General features: G+C 69.6%; 15 protein-coding genes and 2 pseudogenes. 6 read left to right on the top strand and 11 right to left on the bottom strand.

What is annotated here, in order from left to right; translation table 11 throughout:
- Positions 1 to 53: 53 nt before the first annotated feature.
- The 3 genes from tilS to dacB form a co-directional block, all read right to left on the bottom strand.
- Positions 54 to 1,100, bottom strand: a complete 1,047-nt coding sequence (gene tilS, locus ABT186_RS24075; protein WP_351236974.1) for a tRNA lysidine(34) synthetase TilS — start codon at positions 1,098 to 1,100, stop codon at positions 54 to 56.
- A gap of 192 nt (positions 1,101 to 1,292) precedes the next feature.
- On the bottom strand, positions 1,293 to 2,417 hold the full coding sequence (locus tag ABT186_RS24070; protein ID WP_351236972.1) for an Rv3626c family coenzyme F420 biosynthesis-associated protein: 1,125 nt from the start codon (positions 2,415 to 2,417) through the stop codon (positions 1,293 to 1,295).
- A 94-nt stretch (positions 2,418 to 2,511) separates the two neighbouring features.
- Positions 2,512 to 4,173 carry a D-alanyl-D-alanine carboxypeptidase/D-alanyl-D-alanine endopeptidase gene (dacB, locus tag ABT186_RS24065; protein ID WP_351236970.1) on the bottom strand — a complete coding sequence of 554 codons (1,662 nt, stop codon included), beginning with the start codon at positions 4,171 to 4,173 and terminating at the stop codon, positions 2,512 to 2,514.
- Between the two features lie 79 nt (positions 4,174 to 4,252).
- Between dacB and ABT186_RS24060 the strand changes: the two genes are divergently transcribed.
- Both ABT186_RS24060 and ABT186_RS24055 read left to right on the top strand, forming a co-directional pair.
- Positions 4,253 to 4,744 carry an inorganic diphosphatase gene (locus ABT186_RS24060; protein ID WP_029381130.1) on the top strand — a complete coding sequence of 164 codons (492 nt, stop codon included), beginning with the start codon at positions 4,253 to 4,255 and terminating at the stop codon, positions 4,742 to 4,744.
- Positions 4,745 to 4,873: 129 nt separating this feature from the next.
- On the top strand, positions 4,874 to 6,631 hold the full coding sequence (locus tag ABT186_RS24055) for a threonine/serine exporter family protein (protein ID WP_351236968.1): 1,758 nt from the start codon (positions 4,874 to 4,876) through the stop codon (positions 6,629 to 6,631).
- On the opposite strand, the gene ABT186_RS24050 is transcribed toward ABT186_RS24055, so the two are convergent.
- On the bottom strand, positions 6,628 to 7,572 hold the full coding sequence (locus ABT186_RS24050) for a DedA family protein (protein WP_351236966.1): 945 nt from the start codon (positions 7,570 to 7,572) through the stop codon (positions 6,628 to 6,630). The two genes, ABT186_RS24055 and ABT186_RS24050, sit on opposite strands and share 4 nt — an antisense overlap.
- A gap of 158 nt (positions 7,573 to 7,730) precedes the next feature.
- Between ABT186_RS24050 and ABT186_RS24045 the strand changes: the two genes are divergently transcribed.
- Complete coding sequence (locus ABT186_RS24045; protein ID WP_351926788.1) at positions 7,731 to 8,096, top strand: YbjQ family protein; 366 nt, start codon at positions 7,731 to 7,733, stop codon at positions 8,094 to 8,096.
- 20 nt (positions 8,097 to 8,116) lie between these two features.
- On the opposite strand, the gene ABT186_RS24040 is transcribed toward ABT186_RS24045, so the two are convergent.
- Positions 8,117 to 8,884, bottom strand: coding sequence for a MerR family transcriptional regulator (locus tag ABT186_RS24040; RefSeq protein WP_351926787.1), 768 nt, complete (start codon positions 8,882 to 8,884; stop codon positions 8,117 to 8,119).
- 156 nt (positions 8,885 to 9,040) lie between these two features.
- On the opposite strand from ABT186_RS24040, the gene ABT186_RS24035 reads away from it, so the two are divergent.
- Positions 9,041 to 10,327 carry an ion channel protein gene (locus tag ABT186_RS24035; protein WP_351926785.1) on the top strand — a complete coding sequence of 429 codons (1,287 nt, stop codon included), beginning with the start codon at positions 9,041 to 9,043 and terminating at the stop codon, positions 10,325 to 10,327.
- A gap of 113 nt (positions 10,328 to 10,440) precedes the next feature.
- Complete coding sequence (gad, locus tag ABT186_RS24030) at positions 10,441 to 11,853, top strand: glutamate decarboxylase (protein WP_351230094.1); 1,413 nt, start codon at positions 10,441 to 10,443, stop codon at positions 11,851 to 11,853.
- 7 nt (positions 11,854 to 11,860) lie between these two features.
- On the opposite strand, the pseudogene ABT186_RS24025 reads toward gad, so the two are convergent.
- The 5 genes and pseudogenes from ABT186_RS24025 to ABT186_RS24010 all read right to left on the bottom strand — a co-directional run.
- Positions 11,861 to 12,050: pseudogene (locus ABT186_RS24025) on the bottom strand (PadR family transcriptional regulator); the annotation flags it as partial.
- Positions 12,043 to 12,117, bottom strand: a pseudogene (locus ABT186_RS48025) (PadR family transcriptional regulator); the annotation flags it as partial. The pseudogenes ABT186_RS24025 and ABT186_RS48025, both read right to left, overlap by 8 nt.
- A gap of 25 nt (positions 12,118 to 12,142) precedes the next feature.
- Entirely contained in the window at positions 12,143 to 12,691 is a 549-nt protein-coding gene (locus ABT186_RS24020) for a DinB family protein (RefSeq protein WP_351230092.1), read from the bottom strand.
- Positions 12,692 to 12,837: 146 nt separating this feature from the next.
- Positions 12,838 to 14,298 carry an aldehyde dehydrogenase family protein gene (locus ABT186_RS24015; protein WP_351230090.1) on the bottom strand — a complete coding sequence of 487 codons (1,461 nt, stop codon included), beginning with the start codon at positions 14,296 to 14,298 and terminating at the stop codon, positions 12,838 to 12,840.
- 135 nt (positions 14,299 to 14,433) lie between these two features.
- A complete protein-coding gene (locus ABT186_RS24010) occupies positions 14,434 to 15,270 on the bottom strand; it encodes a Sco1979 family transcriptional regulator (protein ID WP_351230101.1) in 837 nt (278 codons plus the stop codon).
- Between the two features lie 345 nt (positions 15,271 to 15,615).
- Here ABT186_RS24010 and ABT186_RS24005 point away from each other — a divergent pair, with 345 nt between their 5' ends.
- The gene (locus ABT186_RS24005) at positions 15,616 to 16,104 is read left to right on the top strand and encodes an ATP-binding protein (RefSeq protein ID WP_351230088.1); all 489 of its coding nucleotides are present in this window, start codon (positions 15,616 to 15,618) and stop codon (positions 16,102 to 16,104) included.
- Positions 16,105 to 16,280: 176 nt separating this feature from the next.
- On the opposite strand, the gene ABT186_RS24000 is transcribed toward ABT186_RS24005, so the two are convergent.
- A complete protein-coding gene (locus ABT186_RS24000; RefSeq protein ID WP_351926783.1) occupies positions 16,281 to 16,529 on the bottom strand; it encodes a DUF397 domain-containing protein in 249 nt (82 codons plus the stop codon).
- Positions 16,530 to 16,620 lie beyond the last annotated feature (91 nt).

The raw sequence follows: 16,620 nt of genomic DNA, 5'->3' as shown, positions 1-16,620 counted from the left end.
CTGACCGGTCCCTCCCCGAAAGGGCGACCGGGCGCCTCCCGCAGGGGGCGTTTTCAGCCTTGCCGAATCACCAGTCTGCCACCCTGTCGCTGGGCGACGACTTTGCCCGGGAGATTGATGGCTCCCTGGCCGCGCCAGCCGGTGATCAGCCGGTCGACTTCTTCGATGTGGCGCGCGAAGAGCGAGCCGGCCGGGGCGCCGGCCTCGATGGCGGCGCGGCGCAGGATTCGGCGTCGTACGGCGGGGGGCAGGGCGTAGAGCTTGGCGCACTCCAGGAGGCCCGTGGCGTCGCGCACGGAGACCTCGGCCTGGCTGGCCCAGGCGTCGAGGGCATCGGCGTCGTCACGGGAGAGCTGCGCCGTGCGGGCGAGGGCTTCGACGACGCCCCTGCCGAGCGCCTTTTCGAGGGCGGGGAGGCCTTCGTGGCGGAGCCGGGAGCGCGTGTAGGCGGGGTCGGTGTTGTGGGGGTCGTCCCAGACGGGCAGGGACTGGGCCATGCAGGCCTTGCGGGCGGTCTGCCGGTCGAGCTGGAGGAAGGGGCGGCGGTAGCGGCCGCCGGCCCCCGAGACCGCGGCCATTCCGGACAGGGAGCGGATGCCGGAGCCGCGGGCGAGGCCGAGCAGGACGGTTTCGGCCTGGTCGTCGCGGGTGTGTCCGAGCAGGATCGCGGTGGCGCCGTGGTGTTCGGCGGTGGCGTCCAGGGCGGCGTAGCGCGCGTCGCGGGCGGCGGCTTCGGGGCCGCCGTCGCGGCCGACGCTCACGGCGACGGATTCGACCGGGCTCAGCCCGAGTTCGCGCAGGCGCAGGACGACTTCTTCCGCGCGCAGGTCGGAGCCCGGCTGCAGGCCGTGGTCGACAGTGATGCCTCCGGCCCGGATGCCGAGCTTGGGGGCCTCGAAGGCAAGGGCGGAGGCGAGCGCCATGGAGTCGGCGCCACCGGAGCACGCCACGAGCACGAGCGGCGGGAACGGGCGCTCGTGTGGGATGGGGCCGGTGGTCTGTGTGGTCTGCTCGGTGAGGGTGGTCTGCTCGGTGAGGATGTCGTGGAGGACGCGGCGAACCGCCAGGCGTATCGCCGCGACCGCAGGATGGGGACCCATGTCCGGTTCCCTTCATGAAGTTTTCGGGGGGTGAGCCCGAAGTCGGTCACTCAGAGTATGTAGATGGTGACAGAAACGGGCCGTTCCCCGAGCATTGCACGCCTACCCATGGCTCACGGTCCCTCGGACGGGTGATTGGCGGGGCGTTCACCTGCCGACGGCCGGATTCGTTTCACTACGCTCGCGCGGGGCTCACGACTCTGCCTTGCGGTGCACCCGTGCGACCCAGTCCGCCGGTTTGGCGATCTCCGCCTTGGTCGGGAGGGTGTTCGGGGAGGTCCACACGCGGTTGAAACCGTCCATGCCGACCTGTTCGACGACCGATCGCACGAACCGTTCGCCATCGCGGTACTGCCTGAGTTTGGCGTCCAGACCCAGCAGTTTGCGCAGGGCGAGGTCGAGGCGGGAGGCGCCCCGGGCACGGCGTTGCTGGAACTTCTCGCGGATTTCGCCGACGGAGGGGACGACGTCCGGGCCGACTCCGTCCATCACGAAGTCCGCGTGCCCTTCCAGGAGGGACATCACCGCGGTGAGACGGCCCAGGATCTCCCGCTGGGTGGGCGTCTGTACGAGTTCCACGAGGGAGCGTCCGTCGTCGCCCTCTTCTCCCTCCGGGCGGCCGCCGGCGAGCGACTGGGCGGCTTCCCTGATGCGCTCCAGGACCGTCATGGGGTCGACGTCGGTCTCCCCCAAGAAAGACTGGATTTCACCCTCGAGGTGGTCACGCAGCCAGGGCACCGCAGTGAACTGCGTACGGTGCGTCTCCTCGTGCAGACAGACCCAGAGGCGGAAGTCGTGGGGGCGCACGTCGAGTTCGCGCTCCACGTGCACGATGTTCGGCGCGACCAGCAGGAGGCGGCCGCCGCCGTTCTCGCCCGCGGGCAGCTCACGGGTCGCCGGGGCGAAGGTCTCGTACTGGCCGAGGACCCGGGAGGACAGGAACGACAGGAGCATGCCCAGTTCCACGCCGGTGACCTTGCCGCCGACGGCGCCGAGGACGGCTCCGCCGGGGGTGTTCCCGCGCCGCTCCTGCATCTTGTCGAGGAGGGGCTTGAGGAGCTCCCGGAACCCGGCGACGTTCGCCCGCACCCAGCCTGGGCGGTCGACGACGAGGACGGGGGTGTCGTGCACGCCCTGTTCACCCATACGAGTAAAGCCTCGGACGTGCTCCTCCGAGGCCTTCGCGTGTCGGCGCAGCTCCGCGACGACGGCACGGGCCTCGTCGCGGCTCACCTCGGGGCCCGGCCGCACGAGCCGGGTCGCGGTCGCGACCGCGAGATTCCAGTCGACCATCTCGGCACCACCGATGCTCGTCATGTGTCAACCGTACGTGGTCGCGCGCGCGTGCGGTGAGGGGTACGACGCCGGGGCGGGTCCAGGTGCGGGGCCCCTGGTGCCGGTGGTGCGGCCGTTACCGGCAGCCGCAGCTCGCCAGTGCCGCCGCCGTACGGTCCAGGGCCGCCCTGGCCGCCGTCTGGTTCATCGAGCCGTCGGTCAGGAACGCGAAGGCCAGCAGGCGGCCGTCGGAGTCGACCACCGTTCCGGCGAGGGTGTTGACGCCGGTCAGGGAGCCCGTCTTGGCTCGTACGAGGCCGACGCCCGAGCGTTCGGCGGCGTCCTCGTAGCGGTCGCTGAGCGTGCCCGTGAAACCGGCCACCGGCAGGCCCGTGAGGACCGAACGGAGTTCGGGCCGGGACGGGGAGCCCGCAGTGGCCAGCAGGGCCGTCAGCAGGTCCGCCGAGAGCTTGTCGTCGCGGTTGAGCCCGCTGCCGTCGTGGAACTGCGCTCCGCCGACCGGCAGCCCGAGGGACTTGAGCCGGCCGGCGATCGCGGCCGCTCCCCCGTCGAAGCTCGGCTGCCCGCCGGTGGCGAGGGCGGTCTGGCGGGCGAGGGCCTCGGCGATGTCGTTGTCGCTGTTGGTGAGCATCCGCTCGACCACGGCGGACAGGGGCGGCGACTGGACCGAGGCCAGAGCGTCCGCGCGGTCCGTGGCCTTCGAGGGGCCTGGTGCCGAGGTCTTGATGCCGCGGTCCTGGAGCAGGTCGCCGAAGGTGCGGGCGGTGTCCGCCGCGGGGTCCTTGCTGCGCGTGGCCGGCCCGCTCGTGGAATCGTTCGTGCGCCCCTCGTCGGCCATCAGGGCGGTGACCGGGGCGAGGTTGTCGTTCTCCCCGATGGGGTGCACGGCCGGGCCCGTGAACAAGGATGTGTCGTACGACAGGGTCACCGAGGCCAGGTTGCGCTTCTTCAGGGCGGCAGCGGTCCGGTCGGCGAGGGTGCGCAGGCTCGCCCAGCCGTCGGTCGCTTTCTCCGTGCGGGCGGTCAGGGTCGGGTCCCCGCCACCGACGAGCACGACCTTGTCGGTGCCGGGCTCCAGCACCGCGCGCGTGGTGAAGCGGTGGTCCGCGCCGGCCGCGGAGAGCACGGCGACGGCCGTGGCGATCTTCGTGGTGGAGGCGGGGGTCAGTGCTTCGTCCGCGCCCTTGGCGTACAGGCGTCTGCCGGTGGCGACGTCGACCACCGCGGCGGTGCGCCGGGTGCCGAGGGCGTTGTCGCTAAGGAGCTGGTCGAGCACGCCGGTCAGGGCCTTGCCGGCCGGCGCGGACTTGGTGCTGTTCGCGGCGCCGCCGAGGCCGAACAGCACGGACGCGGCGCTCGGCGCGGGCGCGGGCTCCGCATCGGTCCTACCGGAAGGACGTCCGTGATCTGCGCCACCCTCGCGGCCCCACGCCACGGCCCGCTCGCGCTCGGCCGTACGCTGACCCGTGGAGTCCCAGGGACCGGCGGCGGTCACGGCCCCGGCCGCGAGAGCCAGGCCCAGAAGGGCGGCGACAGCCGTCAGCTGCGGGGTCGTGAGCTTCCCGGAGCGCGGGCGCACGCCGTGCGCGACCCGCGCGACGTGCGGTTTCACCACCCCGGTGAGCCGTGCCAGGCGTGGTCCGACGGATTCGGTGATCCGTGCCGCACGGGGTTTCAGGGCCTGGGCCGCGCGCGCGAGGCGCGGTTTCACGGTTTGTACGACCCGCACCACATGCGGTCTCGCGGCCCGCCAAGGCTTCAGCTCTGGCACGACCACCAGCCCCTTTCGCGATCACACACCTGCGTGAGGGACACTTAACCACCAGAACTATGTGCTGATCATGGAGGAGCCACCGGTGGAGTTCGACGTCACGATCGAGATCCCGAAGGGTTCGCGGAACAAGTACGAGGTGGACCACGAGACCGGTCGTATCCGCCTTGACCGTCGTCTCTTCACCTCGACCGCCTACCCGACCGACTACGGCTTCGTCGAGAACACCCTCGGCGAGGACGGCGACCCGCTGGACGCGCTGGTCATCCTGGACGAGCCGACCTTCCCGGGCTGCCTCATCCGGTGCCGCGCGATCGGCATGTTCCGTATGACGGACGAGGCGGGCGGCGACGACAAGCTGCTGTGCGTGCCGGCGACGGACCCGCGCGTGGAGCACCTGCGCGACATCCACCACGTCTCGGAGTTCGACCGCCTGGAGATCCAGCACTTCTTCGAGGTCTACAAGGACCTGGAGCCCGGCAAGTCCGTCGAGGGTGCCAACTGGGTCGGCCGCACCGACGCGGAGGCCGAGATCGAGCGTTCGTACAAGCGTTTCAAGGAGCAGGGCGGTCACTGACCCCTGCTGTCGTACAACGGGCCGCGTGACCCCGAGGGGGTGACGCGGCCCGTTGGCGTACGGTGCGCATACTGAGGCGTACGGGAGGTACGCAGGCGACACACGCGCACGAGAGGCAAGGCGGAGCTGGTGGCGGAGCCGGACGCGGAGGACCGCAAGCCGCGGTCGGACGAGGCGAGGAGTGCGTTCGCGGGGCGGGACGGGGGCGAGTCCGCCGTGACCGTCGAGTTCGCCGTCCCGGGGGCCCTCGGCGCCCTGCCGCCGGCCGGCACCGACTCGTCCACAACCTCCGAGTTCGCGATCCCCGAAGGGCTCGACGTGCCCGCGGCGGCTGCCGAGTCCGAGACGACGTCCGAGTTCACCGTCCCGGAGGGGCTGGAGATCCCGCAGCCGCCCGCAACCGAACCGGAGGGTTCGGCGTTCAGCCCGCCGAGCACCTACAGCGCCGGACAGGCCCCGCCCGCCTTCACCCCGCCCTCCGGTATACCCGCGGTCCGGCTGATCAAGGAGGCGCCCTGGCAGGACCGGATGCGCACGATGCTGCGCATGCCGGTGGCCGAGCGGCCCGCGCTGGAACCCGTGCAGAAGCCCGACGAGCCGGGTCCCGCCGTGCCACGCGTGCTCGACCTGACCCTGCGCATCGGCGAACTGCTGCTGGCCGGCGGCGAGGGCGCCGAGGACGTGGAGGCGGCGATGTTCGCGGTCTGCCGCTCCTACGGCCTGGACCGCTGCGAGCCGACCGTCACCTTCACACTGCTGTCCATCTCGTATCAGCCGTCCCTCGTGGACGACCCGGTGACGGCGTCGCGGACGGTACGCCGCCGCGGCACCGACTACACGCGCCTGGCGGCCGTGTTCCGGCTCGTGGACGACCTCAGCGACCCGGAGACGGCGATCTCCCTGGAGGAGGCCTACCGAAGGCTCGCCGTCATCCGCCGCAACCGGCACCCCTACCCCGGGTGGGTGCTGACCGGAGCGAGCGGGCTGCTCGCCGGCGCGGCCTCGGTGCTCGTCGGCGGCGATCTGGTCGTGTTCGTCGCGGCCGCGCTGGGCGCGATCCTCGGCGACCGGCTGGCGTGGCTGTGCGCCGGGCGCGGGCTGCCGGAGTTCTACCAGTTCCTGGTGGCCGCGATGCCCCCGGCCGCGATCGGCGTCGCGCTCACGGTCGCCCATGTGAACGTGGCGGCGTCGGCGGTGATCACCGGTGGGCTGTTCGCGCTGCTGCCCGGACGGGCGCTGGTGGCGGGCGTGCAGGACGGCCTGACCGGCTTCTACATCACCGCGTCCGCGCGCCTGCTGGAGGTCATGTACTTCTTCGTCGGCATCGTCACCGGCGTCCTGGTGGTCCTGTACTTCGGCGTGAAGGTGGGCGCCCAGCTCAACCCGGACGCGGCCCTGACCCTCGCCGAGCGGCCCGTCGTGCAGATCATCGCGTCGATGCTCCTGTCGCTGACGTTCGCGGTGCTGCTCCAGCAGGAGCGGTCCACCGTGCTCTGGGTGACCCTCAGCGGAGGCGTCGCCTGGAGCGTGTACGGCGCCATGCACTACCCGGGCGGGCTGTCACCGGTCGCTTCCACGGCCGTCGCGGCGGGTCTGGTGGGCCTGTTCGGGCAGCTGCTTTCGCGCTACCGGTTCGCGTCCGCGCTGCCGTACACGACGGCCGCGATCGGGCCGCTGCTGCCCGGCTCGGCGACCTACTTCGGGCTGCTGTCGATCGCCCAGAACAACGTCGACAAGGGACTGGTGTCCCTGGCCAAGGCCGCCTCGCTCGCCATGGCCATCGCCATCGGCGTGAACCTGGGGTCGGAGATCTCGCGGCTGTTCCTCCGCGTACCGGGTGCTGCCGCGGCGGGGCGGCGGGCGGCCAAGCGGACCCGGGGGTTCTAGTAGCCCTGGTTGTAGGGGTGCTGCTGACCCTGCTGGTAGTCCTGCTGCGAGCCGTACGGCTGCTGCGGGTAGCCCTGGGGGTACTGCGGGGCGTGGGGCTGCTCGGGCCGGCCGTAGTACTCGTCGTAGCCGCCCTGGTCCGAGCCGTACGGCTGCTGCGCCTGCGGGTAACCCTGGTTGCCGTACTGCTGGTTCTGGTGCTGGTTCTGGTGCTGGCTCTGGTGCTGGTCCTGGTAGGCCGGCTCGACGCGGCGCAGCTGGGTCGTCGCGTCGTCCATGACCGGCGGCTGCTGCTGGGCCGGGGGCTCCTGCGGGTTCTTCCTGGCCTTGGACCGCGCCCGCAGGAACTCGATGATGATCGGTATCACCGAGACGAAGACGATCAGGATCAGGATCGCCTCGATGTTCTTGTGGACGAAGGCCACGTTGCCCAGCCAGGAGCCCAGCAGGGTGACGCCCGCGCCCCACAGGACGCCGCCGATGACGTTGAAGGTCAGGAACGAGCGGTACTTCATTCCGCTGACGCCGGCGACGATCGGCGTGAACGTGCGCACGACGGGCACGAAACGGGCCAGGACCAGGGACTTCGGACCGTACTTCTCGAAGAACTCGTGGGCCTTGGTGACGTTCTCCTGCTTGAAGAGGCGGGAGTCCGGGCGGTTGAAGAGCGACGGCCCGACCTTCTTACCGAACATATAACCCACCTGGTCGCCCAGGACCGCGGCGAGACAGATCAGCGCGATGGCCCCCCACAGGGGGAAGTTGAGCTGGTTGGACGTGATCAGCAGGCCGCATGTGAACAGCAGCGAGTCACCCGGCAGGAAGAAGCCGATGAGCAGGCCCGACTCTGCGAAGACAACGAGGAGCAGGCCCCAGATTCCGAAGGTGTCCAGCAGGTTGTTCGGATCCAGCCAGCTCGGTCCGAGGGCAAGCGTCGTCACGGTTCCGGGCTCCTGAAGAGTGAGGGAAGGTACGGCGTCCTGATGGCGGCCGACACGCAGCAATGGCCGGACAAAGCTATCAACGCACGGTGTCCCCACCAGGTTCCACAGGTGTCCGCGGGATGCACTGTGCGCGGACTGGGGCAAAGCTGTGAACCATGGGCATCGAAGAGTACGGCGGCGGCCAGGGTCCCCAGGCGGACGTTCTGGTCGTGACGACGAACGACGTACCCGGCTACCGCGTCGAGCAGGTCATCGGCGAGGTCTTCGGCCTCACCGTGCGCTCGCGCCACCTGGGCAGCCAGATCGGCGCCGGTCTCAAGTCGATGATCGGCGGCGAACTGCGGGGGCTCACCAAGACGCTCGTGCAGACCCGCAACCAGGCCATGGAACGGCTCGTCGAGCAGGCACGCGCGCGTGGCGCCAATGCAGTGCTGGCGTTCCGGTTCGACGTGACGGAGGCCGCGGACGTGGGCACGGAGGTGTGCGCTTACGGCACGGCCGTGGTCCTGGCCCGGGAGTAGGCCTCCCGGGCCAGGACCCGTCAGGAGGTGTGCCTGTCGGCGTTGGCGGTGATCGCGTCGCGCAGATGCTCGGCGAGGCCCGGCCCCATGGAGTCGTAGTACGCCTTGAAGCGCTCGTCGGAGACGTACATCGCACCGAGGCAGCGGTGCATCTCGTACGGGCATTCGTAGAACCACCTGCTGATGTGCAGCCGGTGCTCCTCGGCCATGTCCATGGCCGCCTCGCCGGACGGCTGCTCGTCGGCGGCCACCAGGGCGGTGTACCGCTCGCTCCAGTCGTCGACCTCGGCCTTGATGCGCTTCCATTCCTCCTTGGTGTAGCGGGCGGCCCGGCGCTGGGACTCGGCCCATGCGGCGGTGTCGCCCCACCGCTGCTCCGCCTCCTCGGCGTACTGCTCGTTGAAGGGGTCCTTGTCCCCGAAGACCTCGAAGCGCTCCTCGGGCGTGAGGTTGATGCCCATCTTGCGTGCCTCCATGGCGTGCTCCACGGCCACGGCCATCTTCTGCAGCTTCTCGATCCGGGCGGTCAACAGTTCGTGCTGGCGGCGCAGATGCGCGCGCGGGTCCGTCTCCGGGTCGTCGAGCAGGGCCGCGACCTCGTCGAGCGGGAAGCCGAGCTCCCGGTAGAACAGGATCTGCTGCAGCCGGTCGAGGTCGGCGTCGCTGTAGCGCCGGTGGCCCGCGCGGCTGCGCTCGCTCGGGACGAGCAGACCGATGTCGTCGTAGTGGTGCAGCGTGCGCACCGTCACCCCGGCGAAACCGGCAACCTGTCCCACGGAGTAGCTCACTTCCGCTCCCTTCTCGTTACGCACTCCACGCTGAGCCCTCACGCGACGTGAGGTGCAAGCCGGTTTTCCTTCCGGTTTTCCTTGCGGTTTTCCTTCCGGATGCCGCGCTCGGATGTTGCACCGGTTTCGCCCGCTTCATCCGTTTATGGTGAGCCCGTGGCCCAGGACACCGCGCAGCAGTCAGCCGCCACCCCGGCGACCCCCGCGCGAGGTCTGCTGCCATTGGTCCTTCCGGCGCTCGCCGTCGGCATCGGGGCCAGTCTGCTCTTCCTCGGGGTGAGCACTCTCGCCGAACGTCTCGAGCACGTCCTGTGGCAGAACCTGCCCGACGCGCTGGGCGTCGGCCGCTACTCCGTGCTCTGGATGCTCGTCATGCTCACCGGCACCGGCGTCCTGGTCGGGCTGGTCGTCTGGAAGGCGCCGGGGCACGCGGGACCGGACCCGGCGACCGTCGGGCTGAGCGTGACGACCCCGCTCTCCCCCGCTGTCGTCCCCGGCCTGCTGGTGGCGGCCGCCCTGATGCTGGCCGGCGGTCCGAGCCTGGGCCCGGAGAACCCGATCATCGTGTCCAACATCGCGCTGGCGTTCTGGCTGGGCCGCAGGATCGCGCCCGGGCTGCCGGGCGACGTGTGGGTGGCGCTGGCCGAGACGGCGACGATCGGCGCGCTGTTCGGGACGCCCGTCGCGGCGGCACTGGTGCTCTCCGAGGCGCTGGCCGGGCAGCCGATCAAGGGCCTGCTGTGGGACAACGTCTTCGGACCGCTCATCGCGGCCGCCGCGGGTGCGCTGACGACCACTCTGGTGGCCCATCCGACCTTCGACCTGCATCTGCCCGCACTCGGCCGGCCCGCCTGGCGTGACCTGCCGGCCGCCCTGGTGGTCGCCTCGGCGGCCGCGCTGCTCGGGATGGCCGCGGTGTACGCCTTCCCGTACGCCCACGGCGCCTTCAGGCGCCTGCGGCACCCGATGGTGGCGCTCCCGGTGGGCGGGCTCGTCCTGGGGCTGCTCGGAGCCCTCGGCGGGCATCTGACGCTCTTCAAGGGACTGAACGAGATGGCGGAGCTGGCGCGGAATCCGGAGGGCTGGTCGGCCGGACAGTTCGCGGCCATGGCGGTGGTGAAGCTCGCGGCGATGGTGGTCGCGGCATCCTGCGGGTTCCGCGGCGGGCGGATCTTCCCCTCCGTGTTCATCGGCGTGGCGTTCGGGCTGTGCGCGCACGCGCTCGTCCCCGCCGTGCACCCGGCGCTCGGTGTCGCCATGGGCGTGCTGGGCATGCTCCTCGCGGTCACCCGGCAGGGCTGGCTCGCCCTGTTCACGGCCGCCTTGCTGGCGCCCTCCGCGATGGTCCTGGCCCTGCTGTGCGTCGCGTCACTGCCGGCCTGGCTGCTGGTCACGGGCCGCCCCCAGATGCAGCTCCGGGAGGACGGAACCGCGATCCGTTGAACCCGGTGAGGAACCGTTGAGGAACGGAGTCCGGGGGAACCGATGAACCAGCAGGCCCCCTTGATCCGATGAATCATTGGCCGCGCTGCCGATGCGATGGGAGACGAGACACCATGCCGCTCCACACAGGCCCGGGGAAGCCCGACGAGCACCCCCGCTCGATGAACCCCTTCTACGGGGAGGCGAATCCGGTCGTCGAGATGACCGAGGCGCCGCCCAGGCAGCGGCTGCCCGAGGGACCGATACTGCCCACGACCGCGTACCAACTGGTCCATGACGAACTGATGCTGGACGGCAATTCGCGGCTGAATCTCGCCACTTTCGTCACCACCTGGATGGAGCCCCAGGTCGCGGCGCTGATGAACGAGTGCCGGGACAAGAACATGATCGACAAGGACGAGTATCCCCGCACCGCGGAGCTGGAGCGCCGCTGTGTGGCAATGCTCGCCAACCTGTGGAACGCACCGGATCCGCAGGCGGCCGTGGGCTGTTCGACGACCGGTTCGAGCGAGGCCTGCATGCTCGCCGGGATGGCGCTGAAGCGGCGCTGGGCCCGGCGCAACGCGGACCGCTACCCGTCCGGGGACGCCCGCCCCAATCTGGTCATGGGGGTGAACGTGCAGGTCTGCTGGGAGAAGTTCTGCAACTTCTGGGAGGTCGAGGCGCGCCAGGTGCCGATGGAGGGCGACCGGTTCCACCTGGACCCACAGGCCGCCGCCGAACTGTGCGACGAGAACACGATCGGCGTCGTCGGGATCCTGGGGTCCACCTTCGACGGGTCGTACGAGCCGATCGCCGAGCTGTGCGCGGCCCTGGACGACCTCCAGGAACGCACGGGCCTGGACATCCCCGTACACGTGGACGGCGCGTCCGGTGCCATGATCGCGCCCTTCATCGACGAGCACCTGACGTGGGACTTCCGGCTGCCGCGGGTCGCGTCGATCAACACCTCCGGCCACAAGTACGGGCTGGTGTACCCGGGTGTCGGCTGGGCACTGTGGCGCGACACGGAGGCCCTCCCCGAGGAACTCGTCTTCCGGGTCAACTACCTGGGCGGCGAGATGCCGACCTTCGCCCTCAACTTCTCCCGGCCCGGCGCCCAGGTCGTCGCGCAGTACTACACGTTCCTGCGGCTTGGCCGGGACGGCTTCAGGGCGGTCCAGCAGACGACGCGGGACGTGGCGCGGGGCCTCGCCGAACGGGTGGAGGCGCTGGGTGACTTCCATCTCCTCACCCGCGGCGACGAGTTGCCGGTCTTCGCGTTCACGACGGCTCAGGACGTGACGGCGTACGACGTGTTCGACGTGTCCCGGCGCCTAAGGGAGTTCGGCTGGCTGGTACCCGCGTACACCTTCCCGGCCAACCGTCAGGACCTGTCCGTCCTGCGGGTCGTGTGCCGCAACGGTTTCTCGACGGACCTCGCCGATCTGTTCATCGAGGATCTGACCCGCCTGCTCCCGCTACTGCGGCGGCAACCGCACCCGCTGACCCACGACAAGGAGGCGGCGACGAGCTTCCATCACTGACACCGCTTCAGCGGTCATACTCCGGAAGCCGCTCTCCCGTGGCGTACGGGTTCTCCTCGCCCTCGGCCAGGACACCCACGAACGGGTTCGTCCTCGCCCGCGAAGGTGCAGGCGCCGTCCCCGATGCGCTCGATCAGCCCGCGGGTCCACGCGGCCTCGCCGTCGGCCGCGTGGACCCACATGGTCATGATCTCGCACCTGGTAGCCGTGGGCCCGCCCGTGCCGGCGGACGGCGCCCAGCACGAGGAGACGGATCGCCGACATGCGCTCCAGCGCAGGACCCGCCAGGTCAGCCCCAGGTCTCGCCTCGCTCCAAGGCCACCAGCTCGAAGGCCGTCTTCCCGTCCAGCGACTCCCTGATGATGTCCGCGTGCCCCGAGTGGCGGGCCGTCTCCCGGATCAGGTGGAGCGCCAGCCAGCGCATCGACACCCGCCCTTCCGGCGGGAACCAGGGGTCGTTCGGCAGCGCGAACGTGTCGTCGAGGCTGGGCACCGAACGGATGAACGCCTCCGTCTCGTCCGCGACCTTCTGCCAGTACGCGAGCTGCGACTCGACGGTCTCGTCACCCATGAGCCGGAAGCACTCGTGCCAGTTCGACTCGTCCCGCTTCACCGCCGGCTGCTCGCCCTTGGCCCGCGCGACCCAGCTCTGCTCGACCTCGGCGACGTGCTTGAGCAGCCCGGCGAGGGACAGTTCGCTGACGCTCGGCCGCGATACGGCCTGCTCCTCGGTCAGCCCGAGCAGGGCCCGGCGAAGTCCGCCGCGCTGCTCCTCCAGGAAGGAGAGCAGCGCTCCGCGCTCGTCGCCCTGCGTCTCGGCCTTCACGTGAGTGACCATGACCGGCTGCCTTTCGTCGGTTCCAGCGAGTGGGTTCTCTGTCTGACAACGACGACGCTACGGGCCCTTGCGGTCAGCTTCTGTCCGCAAGGGCCCGCAGGAACGAGGGAGACGAGGGAGCCGAGGGAGCCGAGGGAGACGAAGGATCAGAACGGGAAGCCGCTCCGGCCGTGCTGCACCGAGATCCACTTCAGCGTGGTGAAGGCCTCCATGGTCGTCTCACCGTTCAGGCGGCCGATGCCCGAGTGCTTCTCGCCGCCGAAGGGGACGAGCGGCTCGTCGTGGACGGTGCCGTCGTTCACGTGGAACATTCCGGTGTCGATCTGCTTCGCGAAGTTCACGCCGCGCTCGATGTCACCGGTGTGGACGGCGCCGCTCAGCCCGTACGGGGTGTCGTTGACGATGCGTACGGCCTCCTCCTCGCCGTCGAACGGGATGAGGAAGGCGACCGGGCCGAAGATCTCCTGCTGGAGGAGGGCCGAGTCGGCCGGGACGTCGGTCAGCACGGACGGCTCGACGAGGTTGTCGGTGGTCGTGCCGTGCACCAGCGCCGTGGCGCCCTCGGCGATGGCCTGCTCGACGACGCCCGAAATGGCGTCCGCCTGCGAGGAGTTGATCACCGGGCCGATGACGGTCCCCGGGTCGCGCGGGTCGCCGACCTTGAGGGACTTCACCTTGTTCACGAACTTCTCGGTGAACTCGTCCTGGAGCGAGCGGTCCACCAGGATGCGGTTGGCGGCCATGCAGACCTGACCCTGGTGCACGTACCGGCTGAAGACGGCCGCGTCGACGGCGTAGTCGATGTCCGCGTCGTCCAGGACGACGATCGCGCTGTTGCCGCCCAGTTCCAGGACGGAGCGCTTGAAGAGCGAGGCGCAGACGGTGGCCACGTGCCGGCCGACCTTGTCGGAGCCGGTGAAGGAGATGACCTTCGGGATCGGGTGCTCGAGGAAGGCGTCGCCGATCTCGGCGATGTCCGTGATCACGACGTTGAGCAGACCGCCCGGGAGGCCCGCGTCCTCAAAGATCTTGGCGACCAGGGAGCCGCCGACGATCGGCGTGTTCTGGTGCGGCTTGAGGACGACGCCGTTGCCGAGCGCGAGCGCCGGGGCGACGGACTTGATCGACAGCAGGAACGGGAAGTTGAACGGGCTGATCACACCGACGACGCCCACGGGCACACGGTAGAGACGGTTTTCCTTGCCGTCGATCGGCGAGGGGAGGATCTTGCCCTCGGGACGCAGCGCCAGCTGGATCGACTCCCGCAGGAACTCCTTGGCGAGGTGCAGCTCGAAGCCCGCCTTCAGGTGCGTGCCGCCGAGTTCGGCGATGATCGCCTCGGTTATCTCGGCCTCGCGCTCGTCGATGATTCTCAGGGCCTTCTCGAACACCGCGCGGCGGGCGTACGCGTTGGTGGCCGCCCACTCCTTCTGGGCTGCCGCGGCGGCCTTGTAGGCCTCGTCGATCTCGTCGACCGTGGCTATCGTGATCGAGGCCAGCTTCTCGCCGTCGTACGGGTTGAAGTCGATGATGTCCCAGGATCCTGTGCCCGGGCGCCACTCACCGCCGATGTACTGCTGAGCCAGATCGGTGAAGTAGGACGACATGTGAACCCTCAATCCCTTGCAGCCGAAGCAGACACCCGTTCACGTACCCGCGATCGCATCACGGTCTGATCACGCGTCATCGTACTTGTGACCGAAGGGAGTTGGTGGGCGCCTCGGAATACTCCGAGAGGGCTCTCAGGAAAGCTGAAGGAGTCCCCGCAGCAGATCGCGGCTCTCGTCCGGTCCGGGGCTGTCCTGCTGCAACTGCTTCATCGCGGTCTCGTACTGGGTGACGTCCTCGCGTTTGTCGAGGTAGAGCGCGCTGGTGAGCTGTTCCAGGTAGACCACGTCGGACAGGTCGGACTCGGGGAAGCTCAGGATGGTGAAGGAACCGCTCTCACCGGAGTGCCCTCCGAAGCTGAACGGCATGACCTGCAGCCGTACGTTGGGGCGCTGAGAGATGTCGATCAGATGCTGGAGTTGGCCGCGCATCACCTGCCGGTCGCCGTAGGGGCGGCGCAGTGCGGCCTCGTCGAGCACGACATGGAACTGCGGGGCGCTCTCCGCGACGAGGTACTTCTGCCGCTCCAGCCGCAGGGCCACACGCCGGTCGATGTCCGCGGCGCTCGCCCCCTTCATGCCCCGGGAGACGACGGCGTGTGCATACGCCTCGGTCTGCAGCAGGCCGTGCACGAACTGGACCTCGTACGACCGGATCAGATGCGCCGCGCCCTCCAGGCCGACGTACGTCGGGAACCAGCTCGGCAGGACGTCGGAGTAGCTGTGCCACCACCCCGCGACGTTGGCCTCCTTCGCGAGGGAGAGGAGGGAGGTGCGCTCGGCCTCGTCCATGATTCCGTACAACGTCAGCAGGTCCTCGACATCGCGCGTCTTGAAGCTCACCCGTCCCAACTCCATGCGGCTGATCTTCGACTCCGAGGCCCGGATGGAGTAGCCGGCCTGCTCTCTGGTGATGCCGCGCGCCTCCCGGAGGCGCCTGAGATGGGATCCCAGCAGAATGCGCCGCACCACCGAGCCGCTCGAGTCCCCAGCGCTCACGTTCGTCAGCCTCCCCAACGTCCTTCAGACCGCGCAGTCTGCCACTAAACCACTTCGAGCAGTACTCGTGCGGTTACAGAAATGGAAAGGAGCCAAAGTTGAGGCACAGAGAAGCATCAGGAAGGGACAAGCAAGAGGGAAGAAAGTGGCAGAAGAAATAAGCAGAAAGCGGTACGGGAACGACCAATTCCGGCGCGTGCACGTGCATCTGCCCTTGCATCTGCCTGGCTCATCCGAAACCATGGTCCCGCGCCACCGCTGCATCGCCACGACCGCGAACACCCGGGAGTGCCTCGCATGGGAACGAATGGATCGACCATGCTCGAGCCCTTACGGCAGGGACTTCCGCCGCTCGACCCCGCTGCCGTGTCCAGCGCCGCCTCCTGCGCCCTGCCCGCCCGCCTCGAAGCGGTGCGCGAAGCACGGCAGTTCACCCGCAGAACCCTCGGACAGTGGGATGTCGGCGAGCGCTTCGACGACGTCTGCCTCGTGGTCTCCGAACTCGTGACCAACGCGCTGCGGCATGCGCTGCCCGCGCCCGCCGCACACATGGGCGAACAGGAACCGGCGGTGCGGCTGCATCTGATGCGCTGGACCTCACGCCTGGTGTGCGCCGTGCGCGACCCCAGTCACGACAGTCCGGTCGCGGGCGACTCGGAGGACTTCTCGGCGGAGTCGGGCCGCGGCCTTTTCCTGGTGGACTCGTTCGCCGACAGCTGGGGCTGGCACCCGCTTGCGGGCACGCTGAGCGGCAAGGTGGTCTGGGCGCTGTTCTTGCTGCCGACGACCCCGATATGCGCGAAGTGACGCCCTGCGGCCTTTTGCGAGGCCACGAATCTACGCGTGTTACAGCCTGCGGCGCGTGAGTGCACCGCAGGCCCGGGGCCGTTGCGGGCAGGCAGGGCACAACACCCCTGTGGCACCCGCCCATTGAGGCCGAGGCCGACAGGGTCTCGATCCACCCCCCGATCCACCTACACGTGTTACGTGATCAGGTGGTCGAACTCGCCGTCCTTGATGCCCAGCAGCATGGCCTCGATCTCCGCGCGGGTGTAGACCAGCGCGGGCCCGTCCGGGAAGCGCGAGTTCCGTACCGCCACGTCTCCCCCGGGCAGCCGGGCGAACTCCACGCATGACCCCTGCGAGTTGCTGTGCCGGCTCTTCTGCCAGGCCACTCCGTGCAGCTCTGTCGCAGCCATGCCGTTGTACACGTCGTACACGTCGTGGTCCACAGGTCGCTCCCCGGGTGGTGCATTGGCTGGTGTGGCCATTGATGCAGCGGTCAACTGCCCCGGATCATAGCTCCGTTCACATGCAGATGCA

It is taken from the genome of Streptomyces sp. NPDC001634 (genome assembly GCF_040298185.1).
Lineage (GTDB): Bacteria > Actinomycetota > Actinomycetes > Streptomycetales > Streptomycetaceae > Streptomyces.
This window is presented reverse-complemented; position numbering and strand designations above follow the sequence as displayed.